General features: G+C 29.9%; 16 protein-coding genes. 3 read left to right on the top strand and 13 right to left on the bottom strand.

Features of this window, described 5'->3' with window-relative positions:
- Nucleotides 1-112: 112 nt before the first annotated feature.
- On the top strand, nucleotides 113-238 hold the full coding sequence (locus KPL55_RS12695; RefSeq protein ID WP_216307107.1) for a DUF503 domain-containing protein: 126 nt from the start codon (nucleotides 113-115) through the stop codon (nucleotides 236-238).
- A 116-nt stretch (nucleotides 239-354) separates the two neighbouring features.
- Here KPL55_RS12695 and KPL55_RS12690 read toward each other — a convergent pair whose 3' ends face one another.
- From KPL55_RS12690 to KPL55_RS12670, 5 genes are all read right to left on the bottom strand, one after another.
- Nucleotides 355-693: a hypothetical protein gene (locus tag KPL55_RS12690; RefSeq protein ID WP_216307102.1), complete on the bottom strand. Its 339-nt coding sequence runs from the start codon at nucleotides 691-693 to the stop codon at nucleotides 355-357.
- Between the two features lie 119 nt (nucleotides 694-812).
- Nucleotides 813-1,571: a sulfite exporter TauE/SafE family protein gene (locus tag KPL55_RS12685; RefSeq protein WP_216307101.1), complete on the bottom strand. Its 759-nt coding sequence runs from the start codon at nucleotides 1,569-1,571 to the stop codon at nucleotides 813-815.
- Between the two features lie 40 nt (nucleotides 1,572-1,611).
- Complete coding sequence (locus tag KPL55_RS12680; protein WP_216307100.1) at nucleotides 1,612-2,379, bottom strand: metallophosphoesterase; 768 nt, start codon at nucleotides 2,377-2,379, stop codon at nucleotides 1,612-1,614.
- A 272-nt stretch (nucleotides 2,380-2,651) separates the two neighbouring features.
- A complete protein-coding gene (locus KPL55_RS12675) occupies nucleotides 2,652-3,032 on the bottom strand; it encodes a Rossmann-fold NAD(P)-binding domain-containing protein (RefSeq protein WP_216307099.1) in 381 nt (126 codons plus the stop codon).
- Between the two features lie 40 nt (nucleotides 3,033-3,072).
- Nucleotides 3,073-3,486 carry a MarR family winged helix-turn-helix transcriptional regulator gene (locus KPL55_RS12670; RefSeq protein WP_216307098.1) on the bottom strand — a complete coding sequence of 138 codons (414 nt, stop codon included), beginning with the start codon at nucleotides 3,484-3,486 and terminating at the stop codon, nucleotides 3,073-3,075.
- A 218-nt stretch (nucleotides 3,487-3,704) separates the two neighbouring features.
- On the opposite strand from KPL55_RS12670, the gene KPL55_RS12665 reads away from it, so the two are divergent.
- Nucleotides 3,705-4,331 (top strand): CAP domain-containing protein, encoded by a 627-nt coding sequence (locus KPL55_RS12665; protein ID WP_216307097.1) that lies wholly within the window; start codon nucleotides 3,705-3,707, stop codon nucleotides 4,329-4,331.
- 130 nt (nucleotides 4,332-4,461) lie between these two features.
- On the opposite strand, the gene KPL55_RS12660 is transcribed toward KPL55_RS12665, so the two are convergent.
- On the bottom strand, nucleotides 4,462-5,733 hold the full coding sequence (locus KPL55_RS12660) for a dicarboxylate/amino acid:cation symporter (protein WP_216307096.1): 1,272 nt from the start codon (nucleotides 5,731-5,733) through the stop codon (nucleotides 4,462-4,464).
- A 229-nt stretch (nucleotides 5,734-5,962) separates the two neighbouring features.
- On the opposite strand from KPL55_RS12660, the gene KPL55_RS12655 reads away from it, so the two are divergent.
- Entirely contained in the window at nucleotides 5,963-6,427 is a 465-nt protein-coding gene (locus KPL55_RS12655; RefSeq protein WP_216307095.1) for a YsnF/AvaK domain-containing protein, read from the top strand.
- Between the two features lie 88 nt (nucleotides 6,428-6,515).
- On the opposite strand, the gene KPL55_RS12650 is transcribed toward KPL55_RS12655, so the two are convergent.
- The 7 genes from KPL55_RS12650 to KPL55_RS12620 all read right to left on the bottom strand — a co-directional run bounded on the left by KPL55_RS12650 (nucleotide 6,516) and on the right by KPL55_RS12620 (nucleotide 13,879).
- Nucleotides 6,516-7,940, bottom strand: coding sequence for a S1C family serine protease (locus tag KPL55_RS12650; protein WP_216307094.1), 1,425 nt, complete (start codon nucleotides 7,938-7,940; stop codon nucleotides 6,516-6,518).
- A gap of 289 nt (nucleotides 7,941-8,229) precedes the next feature.
- Entirely contained in the window at nucleotides 8,230-8,643 is a 414-nt protein-coding gene (locus tag KPL55_RS12645) for a hypothetical protein (RefSeq protein WP_216307093.1), read from the bottom strand.
- Nucleotides 8,644-8,706: 63 nt separating this feature from the next.
- Entirely contained in the window at nucleotides 8,707-9,888 is a 1,182-nt protein-coding gene (locus KPL55_RS12640) for an ABC transporter permease (protein ID WP_216307092.1), read from the bottom strand.
- Between the two features lie 2 nt (nucleotides 9,889-9,890).
- Entirely contained in the window at nucleotides 9,891-10,580 is a 690-nt protein-coding gene (locus KPL55_RS12635) for an ABC transporter ATP-binding protein (RefSeq protein WP_216307106.1), read from the bottom strand.
- A complete protein-coding gene (locus tag KPL55_RS12630; RefSeq protein ID WP_216307091.1) occupies nucleotides 10,570-11,742 on the bottom strand; it encodes an efflux RND transporter periplasmic adaptor subunit in 1,173 nt (390 codons plus the stop codon). The genes KPL55_RS12635 and KPL55_RS12630 overlap by 11 nt, the downstream gene beginning before the upstream one ends.
- Before the next feature lie 96 nt (nucleotides 11,743-11,838).
- Nucleotides 11,839-13,104, bottom strand: coding sequence for a sensor histidine kinase (locus KPL55_RS12625; RefSeq protein ID WP_216307090.1), 1,266 nt, complete (start codon nucleotides 13,102-13,104; stop codon nucleotides 11,839-11,841).
- 37 nt (nucleotides 13,105-13,141) lie between these two features.
- On the bottom strand, nucleotides 13,142-13,879 hold the full coding sequence (locus tag KPL55_RS12620; RefSeq protein ID WP_246599450.1) for a LytR/AlgR family response regulator transcription factor: 738 nt from the start codon (nucleotides 13,877-13,879) through the stop codon (nucleotides 13,142-13,144).
- Nucleotides 13,880-14,149: the final 270 nt, after the last annotated feature.

Here is a 14,149-nt window from a genome sequence, read left to right as displayed (position 1 = left end):
AAGTGGTAAACTTTTTCAGTAGCAAAAATAGTAAAGTGGTAAACTTTTTCATTGTCACTACTGGTAAACAAATTCAGTAGCAAGTGGTAAAGAAATTCGTTGACATTCACACATTGCAGCTATATGTGGAACTTCATCTCAAATGGATTCTACAATGGAGCATATTATAACTTTTATAGAATGTAATACCGATGCAGAAATAATTGATATTCAAAGCGAAGATATGCAAAGCATGTAGAGCACGTAAAAACACCAAATAAACAGTTGTTTAAACTATCTACTTGGCACCAGAATCTTTTGTGAATTAATATAGTTCGGGTACCTGACATTCAACAAACTGTACTTTGTATATTTTTAATAAACACTACAGAATCCTTTCAGAAACCCAATATAAAACTCCTGTGGAATATCAACTTCTGGAAATAATCTTGTTAGTCTTTCAAATTTTTTAACAGCGAGCACATTAATGTTTTTAATTACAACTGGCAATAACCCCTTTTCTAAAAGATTAAGGTATGAAATTAAACCTAATTCAAATCCATTTGTCTCATAAGGGTGTATATCTTCTTGTTTTTCATCTTTGTAATATGATTCAATGAATTGATGAATTACTTCCAAAGAATCCTCTTCAGTCATTTCATTGTCCTCAGGGCAACCTTCATATCCCTTTTTCCAGTCTATTATTTTACCCAATATTATTACCCCCTAATTTATATATTTTACATTCCTTTGATTTTATACTTTATCATCTTTAAATTGTCTATTTATTACTATCATTAATATTCAGCTAGTTTGATAATTGTTCTAACATTTTACCCAATCCCTAATTTTATTGCTACTAATGCAGTCATAGCTATAATAATATATCTAAATAGCTTTTCATTAAGCCTTTTAACAACTTTAATTCCTAAGAATGCTCCTAACGTAATTGCAGGGATCATCATGCAAGACAATATGGTTGTTTTAGCAGTAATATTATTCCAGAAAAAAATCTGCAATGGGAGTTTTGTCAAATTTATTATAAAAAAGAACCAAGACGCAGTCCCCATATAATTGTTTTTCTTTAGGCCTATTGTCAGTAAATAAATACTAAATACTGGACCAGCTGCGTTACCAATCATTGAAGTAAATCCACTTGCTACACCTATCAAAATATTAAACCAAACCCCTTTAGGTACATTAAGTTTGTCACCTTTTTTTTCTGTATATATAAGTATAACTACGCAAATCAAAACAGAAGTCGCTATAAAAGACTTGAATTGTTTATCATTTATATAATTTCCAACTATGCCACCAAGTAAGATTCCAACTATTGCCCATGGAAGTAGCTTTCTTATTTTGCCCCAATCAGCATGTTTCTTATAATAAGATACTGCAAAAACGTCACCCATAAGTAACATTGGTAGCAAAATCCCAGTAGACTCTTTACCACCAAATATAGTTGCTATAATAGGTATAATAAGCATTGTTAATCCACTTATTCCTGTTTTTGATAAACCAACTAAAAAAGCTGCAAATACTACCCAAAACCATTGCAGCGTAGTTAAATCAAACAAATTTATTATATGCATTTTAATCCCCCTATTTTAAAACAGACTCTCTACATTAATATTATTCTAAAATAATTTCTAAAATTTCAGGAACAGCAAAAAATCTTATAGGCAGCATACCATTACCTATACCACTTGTTAAAAGTATATCTCTGCTTTCCTCATGCACTCTCCCCTTTAAATACCTTTGACCATATTTAGAAGATGTATAGGGGGCCCACAATCCAAAAAAGGTTACTTGTCCTCTGTGGGTGTGACCTGATAGACCTAAGTCATAATTAATCACATTTTTATAATCACTGAAAAAATCCGGATTATGAGATATGGCAATAGTAAAATTATTGCTATCTTTTTTAAGCACATTGACATCTGGCTTTCCCTCAAGTAAATCATCCACTCCTACAAGGTCTATACTATCTTTTCCAAAATTGATTTTTTCCCTTGCATTTTTAAGTAGCTTAAAGGAACTTGAATTAATTTGCTTTAACAAATAATCCTTTCTCTTAAAATAATCATGATTTCCTAGCACTGTAAAAATTCCAAATTTTGATTTTAAATTTCTTAATGCCTCAATTTCACTATCTAAATACTTAAGTGCATCCCTCTTACTTTTCACCGAAATATCTAAATAATCCCCACCTATTATTATAATATTAGCATTTAACCTATTAATTTTATTAACAATGTTTATTAATCGCTTCAGCCTAAAAAATCTTCCAAAGTGAATATCTGCTATAAAAATAATTTTAAAATTTTTAAAACTTTTTGGTATCTTATTATGCTTAATTTTAATTCTTCGTACTCTATAAATTTGAGCTTCAATTAGCATCCAAAATACAAAAAAAAAGAAATAGATATGTTAAGACATGAGATGCATTAGTCATACATTTGCTCCTTCGCAACGAACTGTCCATGCATAATAAATTTGCACATAAAATCAATTATGCACACCATCTATTACTTTAGCACTATTATAGTTTATATGACTTGGTGACTGACGTCAATGGACATAATCTAATGTGAAGTTATCCTTACTTCCAAACATAAACATAATCTTTTATGAAATCTTCTATTGTTCTAGGTTTTCTTTTTAATAGTATTTCAGCAGTTTTTGTAACATGATTTGCCATGCCCAATTTTGTTGTAAGATATAATACCATCATTACTGTAGCAAATTCCGCTAATCTTAGCTTTTCCACAAGGGATAAAAAGGTCATCGCGTTCTTTGATATCTGTTGCATGTGTTGTAGATAAATTTTGCATGAAAAAGCTTGGCCTTATAAATGTATAAGGAATCCCAGAAGCTAAAATAGCTTTTTCAATCTTGTGATGGGGTGGGAAAGGATTTTTTTCTGCCCCTAGTAATGATAAAAATATAACTTGCTTTACGCCATTGACTTTGCATTTTTGAATAAACGGATTAAATATTCCCTTAACATCTGTAAGTTGTGGTGGTCTTACTAATAATATCTTACCAATCATCTTTAATCAATCCTTTCGGTTTTCCTAAATTCGTTCAATTTTACTCGGTACGTTCAATTAATCTTAGAATCATTTCTTTTAGTTTGATGCTTTCTTCTTTTGAGTATATCGAAAATGTATCTGTTGTTAATTCATCGCTTATGGTTATAATTTTATTAACTAGCTCCTTGGATTCTTTATGTATCTCCAAATAAGAAGATCTTTTATCATCTGGATTTGAAACTTTAAGCACAATGTTTTTTTTCTCTAATCTATTAATAATTCCTGAAATAGTGGGTCTATCAGATCCGATTTTTTGGGCTATTTCTGCTGCCGTAATTGGATGCTCTGATATATATATCTGAATTATAACTGAGAACTGTGCTGCAGTTATATCGTGCTTCTTTAATGCTTTATCTAATTTGTTTTTAAGTTGCTTGGATGCCATGTTTATCATGTAAGATAAATTTTGCATATCATTCCTCCTAATATAATTAGTACGCTATCTATATAATTAGCATACTAACTTGTTTTATCTTTGTCAATTATTTATATGCTAATTTTGTTGTATTTTAATCCATATATCCCAGTAATAAAAAAAGTACAAACCTAATTAAGATGATAGAATGATTGTATAGGTATACAGAGCGCATATAGCTTTGTATATTAAATTAAGAAGGTGAGGTACATAAGATGAAGAAATCATTAAAAGCATTAATATTAACTTTAAGCATTTTGGTAAGTGCAAGCATAAGCTCAGTAGCATATGCCCAAGATACAGTTAACTACACTGTTAAGTCAGGGGATAGCCTATGGAAAATATGTGTTCAGTATAAGGTAGGAGTTTCTGAGCTCTTAGCAGTAAACCCTCAAATAACTAATCCTGACAAGATTAATCCTAGTCAAATAATTAAAGTACCAAGTTCAACTGAAGCTACAACACTTGAGGACCAAGTTGTTGTTTTAGTTAATAAAGAGAGGGCAAAAATTGGACTAGCTCCATTAAAAGCTAACTGGGAACTTTCAAGAGTAGCAAGATATAAATCACAGGATATGATAGACAAAAATTACTTTTCACATACATCACCAACTTATGGCTCACCCTTTGATATGATGAAAAATTTTGGAATTACATATATGTCTGCCGGCGAAAATATCGCATACGGTCAACCAACTGCAGCATCTGTAATCACTGGTTGGATGAACTCTCCCGGACATAAAGCAAATATCTTAAGTAAGAACTACAGTGAAATAGGTGTCGGAGCAGCAAAAAAAGCAGATGGAACTATCTACTGGACTCAACAATTTATAGGTAAATAATTTAATGCTCTTCCTCTGTCTTAAAACAAAATGAGTCACATGATGAATAGAATATTCATCATGTGACTCATTTCATTTTATTAATGTATGTCAGTTATATATTAATTATTATATAGAATCATATATCTATTTACATGTCTAAGTTCCCAACATTTTGTTTTTCACTTTTCAACCAATTTTTACCTTCTACAAGTCTAGTTACAAGCATAGAACAAACTGTATTTCCAGTAGAATTTAGTAATGTTGCTGGCGCATCTATAATCACACTAACAACTGCAATAATTGGTAGTACTTCTGGTGGGAAGCCATATACACTTAATATTAGCATTTCTCCAATCATTCCACCACTTGGAATAGCACCCATAACGGCACCTACGAGGAGAGAAACCCCTATAATACCAAGAATAGAGCTCACGCTAGTCATATCCTTACCAAATAATCCCATCAAGAGTGTGATTTTCATAACTCCTCCAAATACAGATCCATCCTTATGCATGTTTGCTCCTAGTGGAATTACCGTTTCTGCAATATCTTGAGGTACTCCAATTTTCTTAACAGCATCTAAGTTAGCAGGTATGCAAGCGGCACTTGAACAGGTAGCTAAAGCTGTAACTGAAGGAGTAACGGCATTTTTCCAAAATATTTTTATAGCATTTTTCCCGCCTGCAATAAAAGCGTAAAGACTGAAAAAACCAAAATAATAAACTACAGAAAGGAATAAATATAACACGAATATTTTAAGATATCCATCTAAAATTTGACCTCCAAGTTGTCCAACAATGGAAGCAAAATAGCAACCAAGACCAATTGGCGCATAATACATTATAATTTTTACAACTTTCATCATAGTAAGAGAACCAGCCTCAAGTAAATTAGCAAGAGGTCTCGCTTTTTCTCCTGAAAGAGAAACAGACATACCAAACATAATTGAGAATACAACAAGTTGAAGCATATTCTTCCTTGATAGTAAATCAACAAAATCTGAAACAGTAAATGTATTTACAAGTTGATTTAAGAAAGAAATTTTTTCACTACTTTGAGTTTCTACAGCATTCTTCATTAAGCTTTTAAACATATCAATATTAAGGCCATTCGTTGGCTTCATAATAAGTGCTCCTACTGTTCCAATAATGGCTGCAATAAGTGCTGTAGATAAAAACACTAACATAATACTCCCCATAATTTTTCCTAGTCTTTTCATTCCACTTATATTAGCCATTGCAGAAGAAACACTGAAAAATACTAATGGAACTAAAATCATAAACATTAAATTTATAAATAATTTCCCGAAAGGTTCTAGAACTAACGATTTCGGTCCCATAACAGTACCTATGATACCTCCTATTAACACAGAACACAAAAGTATAATAGTAGATTTATAGTTTTTAAACAAATTTTTCATTATTCTCTCCTTTGAATTGAATTTAAAGATATCTTATAATTTTATAAACTTTTTATCTTCCCTAGGTATTATATCACCAAATTTCAACATTTATCTTTAAAATATTTTTTTAAAATTTAATTTTTAAATGTTGTGATTATATTGCCAATTTTATAACAGGATAATTTATTTGTTAAACGGACAATATATTAATAGAACAAAATATTTAATTAAATGGAGGTATTTATATATGGCTATATTTGAGGGAATGTTTAAAAATGGTGTTGAATCAAAGAATTCTGTTGAATCTAAAAAAGAAATTACTAAAGATGACGCAAATCTTAGTCTACGAAAAGAAGAACTTGATATCGCCAAAAGTAAAATACAAAAGGGCGACGTAGAAATTGGTAAAGAAATTATAGAAGAACACAAGCAAGTGGATGTTCCAGTAAAACGTGAAGAAGTTGTAATTGAAAGAAGATCACTACACAATGAAGCAAGTGATTCACCCATTACAGATGAAGCAACAATTAAAATCCCACTAAGCGAAGAAAAGGTCAATGTAGGTAAACACACAGTAATAACTGGAGAAATTTCAGCACACAAACGTGAAATAGAGAATACAGAGCATATAGATGAAACTCTAAAACATGAAGAAGCCCACATAACTAAAACAGGAGATGCAAATATAATTGATAATAAGGGCGATCACTAATTACAAATAAAAAAATTCCTTACGAATCTTATTATTCGTAAGGAATCTTTTTTCATTATTTTAGTCAACAAATCCTTCAATTCTTCCCTTAATTAGCCCATGTTCCAAATTTCAATCCGAACTTTTGTAAATTAGAATCAGGTTTTTTATTAAATAAAACTGATAACTTTTCAGATTTAATACTATTAAATTCTTGATTTTTTAATTTATCTGAAATATCATAAATATATTCTGCTGAAATAGCAAAATTTAATTCTCCTTCACCTTCTAACCCTGAACTATTAATTCCTACAACTTGACCAAATTTATTAAATAGTGGTCCCCCAGAATTACCATGGGTTATTGGAATTGAAATTTGAATTTGGTTGGTTTTTCCATCGTCCCAAAAATTTGATATTATCCCTGTTGATACAGTATTAAACAATCCTTTAGGACTACCTATAGCAACTGCATTCTCTCCTTTTTTAAGCTTTGAAACATCCCCTATTTCCACAGCTTGTCCAATATTCTTCTTTAATTTAACAATAGCAATATCTACTGTTTTATCCGCAGATATTATCCCGTCTACTTCATATAAAGCTCCAGTATTTGTCCTAACTATTGCATCAGAACCCCCATCAATTACATGGTAATTTGTAACTAATATTCCTGGTGACACAAAAAACCCACTTCCAATAGCATACTTGCCCGCTCCTATTGGTACCAATAACGCAACTGTTTTGGGATCATTCTCCTCTATTATTTGTTCTAATGGTTTCTCTGTTCCCGTCGGGGTGATATTATATTTTTTGTCCGCATCTTTGGGTGTAAAATCAGTTAATGTATCCTTAGTCTTTGTTTTTACATTATATCCATTTTCTTTTTTTGCAATTTTTTCTTCCTGTTGCTTTACATTATCTTTTGTGTCTAGATAGAAGTTTTTCACTTGATATGTATCGTTATATGGCTCAAGCTCTAGATCATATAAAAAATCAATATTCTTTCTAACTCCATCAGATTCAGGCACTATACTCATATTTAAATATAGCTTTGCAAGTACTGAAGTAACTTTGCCATCTTTTGTATTTATTTTGGCGATATTAAAATCATACTTATTCACCTTACCTTGATATTTTCCAACTAAATACTCATATGATATTGCAGCTGATACTACATCAGCATCCTTAGCATACAGATCAGCCAAAGTACTTGTATCCGCTTTTTTAAAGCCCCAGTCATCATATTTTTTAAAATAAGCGTCTAAAAACATCTTCACTTTTGGCTTCTTATCATCATAATTAGAGCTATTGTCTTTTTGGTTAATAGCCGGTGAATTTAAAAGAATTTCTTCCTTTGTATCAGTATTTGTTGTACTAGTTTTAGGAGTATTCGTTGCATTTGTTTTAGTCGTATCTGCTGCACTGGTTTTTACAGTATTAGAATTCATTTTTATATCCGATTTACTAGAACATCCCACCAACGTTAATATTAAACAGGCACATGTAACAATTGTTGCTATTTTTCTTTTTTGCATTTATAATTACTCCTTTGTTTCATTTAAGTCTATTTTCATTTAAGTCTATTTTCATTCATATCATCACAGAAAGTCAAACATAGTACATTAAATGTTACCTATTTATTTCTATCTTAATTGATTATGTATATATTTACAATATGCCATAAAGTTTCATATTTTTTTCAATATTTTTCAAACTAATAAATAGAAACATTTGAAAACTTCATGATAAAATACCAAATTTGAGACAAACAAAAACAAGAAGTTTATTATCCTTCTTGTTTTTATCATTTATCCTTTTTTAATATTAAGCTTCTACACTTTTAGTTTCAGAACTAAATATTTCTCTTTTCTTCCAAATAAAGATTCCCATAAGTCCAGGAATTATGAAGGAAACAAGTATCCAAGGAGTAAATCCATTACTAACAATTGTAAATACTATATTGCCCACTATAGCAATAAAATAAGTATATATACCTATTTCTTTTTTCATTAGAATTAAGATAACGCCTATTATTATCAATACTGCAATTACTAAACTAATAACTATTGTCGAAGTTGGTGTTTCTGGGACTCCTGCTTGTTTACTGATTTCCTTAATCTCATCTGTTAGAAAAAAACTACCAATAAGACCCATCACTGTAAAACCCATAAAAACTAATTCAATAATAGACATTGTTTTTATACCTGCTCCTACTCTTGGTTTTTGAATATTTTCCATAATATTGCCCCCTATAAAATTTTTTTTATATAATGGTTTTCACCAAAATCTAACAAACGATTTTTAATTGTAAATTGCCTTAATTGGATCCATTTTAGATGCATTAATTGCTGGTATAATTCCAAAAATTATCCCAATAATAACAGAAATTGCAGTTGCTCCAATTACGCTCGCACCACTCATAACTGGAGGGAATGGCATAAATATACCAATTATTTTACAAAAAATAAATCCGAATAATATACCTAGTAGACCACCAAGCCCCGTCACCATAATCGCTTCAATAAGAAATTGAAGCAATATACTTTTAGGTTTCGCTCCAATAGCGCGCCTAATACCAATTTCTCGTTTCCGCTCAGTTACAGAGACATACATTATATTCATTACCCCTATTCCCCCAACAAATAAAGAAATACCACTAATTAATGCTATAAAAGCAGTTAAATAACCAATAATCTGTTCAAAGATCTTAGTCGTTGCCTGAGGGTCCTGAAGCTTATACTCACCTTTTATATTAGAGTGTGACCCCATAAGTTCCTTTTTTATGTTTTCAAAAACCTTCTCTTTATCGTAACCAGCTTTAATATAAACATTTAAGCTTGAAATAGCGGTCTCCGAGTTCATATCATCACTTGAATCCTTTGAAATATAACTGGTACCACCGGTTAGAGAAAATGCGCCCGGTTTTTCTAAAACTCCTGCTACCTCATAGATAACACCATTTACCGTTATTCCGCAACCTATGGCTTTCTCTGGAGATTTAAAAAGGGTTTCTGCTGCCGCGTAATCCAGCATTATTAATTTTTTAGAATTTTCATCTTTATTAAGAGAACGACCATACTTTACTTTTGTTTCTTTATCATCATAATCTTGTAACATAATAAACGTTTTTTTATCAAAATATGAGCCTTCACCTGATGTAAACTCTATTCCTCCCATTCCCTGAGAGGCCTCTGCCTTCTCTACCCCTTCCACATTTTTAAGATAATATGGATCGGATTTACTAAAGGGTTCAATCAAATTCAAATCCGCTTCTAAATTCTCTGGCTCAAAAGTAATATTTATTTTGTTTGCATCGGTGTCAGCCATAGATTCATTCATTTTCACCTTTAGCCCATTACCAACTGACATAATTGATATTACAGAACTTATACCAATGATTATTCCTATCATTGTGAGGAAAACTCTTAATTTATGTGATTTTAGACTGTATACTGAAGTTTTGATTAAATTTATTATAGACATATCTAATCCACCTTTGTTATCACTCCATCTTTTAGATGGATTACTTTGCTAGCATACTTGGTTAAATCCTTATCATGAGTTACCATTATTATTGTTTTATTTTCTTCATTTAGTTTCTTTAGTATATTCATAATTTCCTCTCTTGTTTTACTGTCTAGAGCGCCAGTTGGCTCATCAGCTAAAATCACGAAAGGATTGTTAATGAGAGCTCTTGCTATTGCGATACGTTGTTGTTGCCCTCCAGATAATTGCGAAGGTGATTGCTTCTCTTTATGAAGAAGTCCTACAGTCTCTAAATATTTTTCTACCCTGTGTGCTCTTTCTTTTTTAGATATATCACTATTTTCTTTATAAAGCAAGGGAAGCTCAACGTTCTGACCAATTGACAATGAATCTATAAGGTGAAACTGTTGAAATATAAATCCCAGATTACTGTTTCTAACTTCTGATCTTTGATTTTCACTAAGGTGAGTAACATCCTTGCCATTAAATTCATATTTTCCATTATCAAAATGGTCAAGGAAACCAAGAAGGTTTAAAAGTGTAGTTTTTCCACTACCTGATTTTCCCATTATCATAACAAATTCACCTTGCTCTATTATTAAATTTATATCCTTAAGTACATGTAACTTAGAATCCTTCAGCTTATAATACTTATTAATATTTGTTAGCTCAATAAGACTACTCAACAGAAATACCTTCTTTCATGTCTTTAGAAGTTTTAGCTATACTATCATTTTCCTTTAATCCACTTAGAACAATTACCTCTGAGTCCGTACTCTTTTTAGTTGTAATTGCTAGTTTAGTTAACTTTTTATTAACAACCTTGAACACGTATTGCTTGCCAGCTTCTTCAAGCAATGAACTCTTAGGTATTTTCATATCTTCACCTTCAAGTCTTACTGTAGCTTGTACATGAAATCCGTTAACAATGTTCTCTTGGGAATCCAATGCCACATTTGCATCATAATAAGATATTGCAGCTCCACCTGTAGTCGCTTGCGCCGCTACATCTGCAGCTGCAGGACTTTTACCTACACTTTTAACCTTCCCAGTTAACGTTCTATTTGTAGCGAATATTAGTATATCAACTTGTTGATTTTCTTTTAGTTTTGTCTGATCTTTTTCATTGATACTGCCCTTTACATAAAATGTAGTAGCTTCAATTGTAATGTATGCTTTTGTCATATCATTAGTATCATTTAATATTATTTTACCAGCTATAGGTGCTTTTATATAATTAAATTCTTTAACTTTTAACTTCTTAACCTGATCATTAGATGTATCAATTTGAGTTTGCACAGTATCTATTTGATCCGGGTAACTGCTAATTAAAGCCTCAGTATTGGCTGTAAGCGACGCAACAATTGAGTTACTGTCAACAGAAGCGCTAGGTGCCCCAGCTAGTGTTGCTGCTTGTTGCTGCTTTGCTACTTGTTGTTTTGCCTCCTGTTTCTGTTTCGCTAAAAGCTTTTTTGCTTCTGATTGTTTATTAAGTAATTTTTTTTTCTGCTTGTTGCTAGTAGTAATCAGTTGGTTTGCCTGATCGATTTGCTCTGTAATCAATTCATTTTTATATGTAAAAAGAGCATCTCCTTTCTTTACTAATTGCCCATCTGTGACCGAGACCTTATTTATACTTCCTTTTGTTTCATCTCTATAGATGTTTTCAATTTTTTCTGGAACAATAATACCATTTACAAAAATTTTATCTTTTGCAGGTATTTTATAAACTGCTACTTGGCCGCTTTTATTAGACGTAGAAGTTTTATTATTCTTAAATACAAATGCAATGATTCCAACTAGTATTATCAAAACTATAATACTTATAAAAATAATATGTTTCTTTTTCATAGTTTCCCTCCCGTATCATAAATACTTTAACACTCTAAACTTTACTATTTTTATCAATAAAATACAATGTTAATTACGTGAAACGTACATTTCACTTCATAAACGGAACAATATTTTAAATACAGTATAATTATTTTCAAAAGATAGCTCAACATCACTCCTGTTTCGTTTAGCGATTTCACTAATATTGTAAAGGCCATATCCCCTATTCTCGCCTTTTTTAGTAGAAAAACCTCTCTGAAATATGTTTTGTATATTTTCTGGTTTTACTGTTATTCCACTATTTTTAACCTCAACAATGTTAGCATTTTCTTCAATATATATATTTAATATAACAACCTTATCTTTAGACCCATTTATAACAGCTTGAAAAGCATTGTCCAATAGATTATTTAGTATATCTGAGATTTCATAATCATTTAAACTTTTTTCCAATGAATTATTTGATACATTAAATAAAAATTTTATATCTAGTCTATCTGCTTCACATAGTTTGTTGTATATTATAGCTTTAATTATAATATTGTCTATATACATAATATCTTCTATAATATTATTTGAATATTTAAGTGACATAATATATTTCTTCAATTCAATCTTGACTTCTTTTTCGCTAGTTACTTCTACTATTGCATTTATAGTATTTAAATAATTTTTAAAATCGTGTTGTTTCCTTCTTGTCTCTTCTACTATATCAAGTAGTATAGGCTTGTACATATTCTGAATTACCAATACCTTTTTATCTTCACTTATTTTAACTATATAATAATATAAAAATATATTTAATGATAACATCGACAAAACTATCAAAATGTATACAAAAATATTATCTAATATTATATTTTTATTGTATTCCCATATAAATTTAGAAAATAAAACGTATAAAGCTAAATTAATTCCAAAATAATATAATATCTTGGATTCTAACTTAAGAATTTTTTTAACCTTTCCACTAAAATCACATTTTACAATAATGATAATGAAAACTAATTCAATCAAAAAAAGACTAATCCTCCATAAGAATTTATTAGCATAAGGAAATCCTACAGAATTTGCGCAACTAATTAGAATTATTTGCAAAATCATATTTATACAAGCAAATATAATAAATTCAAACGTTGTCTTCAGAAATTTCCTACCATAAACAAATTTCACTAAAAATATCATACTCATGTATCTAATAAATAAATCCACATAAAAATTTAAATTCCTTATTAACATTAATATTATTAATTCTATTAAAACTATAATTAAATTTTTAACCCAATTGTTTTTTTCTTTCAACGAAAACTTTGACCATAACAACATAAATATAGTCAGTTCAATAAAAGTAGTTAAAGCATATTGTAGCAGACCTATCATCCCACGCTCTCCTTCTCAACAAATTAATTTGATCAAGTTACTGAAATCGTTCTAATATTATATTTCTAAATTTAAAGCCTAGAAGAGCCTTCTTGTCATAATTTTCAAAATATATTTCACTTAATTTATTATCTACGTTCTCTATTCTCTTTATATATTTAATATTTACAGCATAGGATTTGTGACACCGGATTATATCTTTAGAATCTATGTACTTAAGAATTTTACTCAGCGCTAAATTACTAATTTTATAAACACCATTTATTGTATGTATCATACACACTCTGAGATTAACTTCTATAAAAATCATCTCATCAATATATATCTTAATATTAACACCTTTCCTTGTATCAATTACTACATATGTTTTCTCTTTAGTTTCTTCTATCGTTTTTTCGTTTAAATTCTCAATATGTAATTTAAAACGTTTTGTCATATTTACAACATCATCGATATTATAAGGCTTAAGTATAAAATCATAACAATGTACCTCTTTAAATGCTTGATTTATATATTCAACATGAGTTGTTAAGAAAACTATAAAACTAAATTCATATTTGGGTATTCGCCTAAGTTCAATTGCAAAATCTATTCCCGAGGAATTGTTTAAGCAAATATCCACATAAAAAACATCTATATTATTCTTACTTGCAATTACTAACGCCTCATCTTTATCAATAGACTCATATATCTCTATATTTTGATCTAATTGTTGCAACATATTCTTTAAACTCTCTCTCTGCAATCTATCATCTTCTACTATAAGTACATTCATTTGTATCCCCTTTAATGTGGCGCATTTAAAATTTCTGCATTTTATTATTTAAAATGTCTTTTAACACATTATATCATAGAATCTTTGCTAAATTAGAGATATTTTGTCACAAGTAAAATTTAGCATAGTATACCTAAGTACTATAACACCAGTTCCATTATTAACATGATAGTTTAAATATATCAGTTAATTTAATGTTAGAATAAGAATAAGAATAAGAATAAGAATAAAATATTAGTAAATCCAAATACTAAAATATATTCAAATATG

It is taken from the genome of Clostridium lacusfryxellense (genome assembly GCF_018861735.1).
GTDB lineage: Bacteria > Bacillota > Clostridia > Clostridiales > Clostridiaceae > Clostridium_AD > Clostridium_AD lacusfryxellense.
This window is presented reverse-complemented; position numbering and strand designations above follow the sequence as displayed.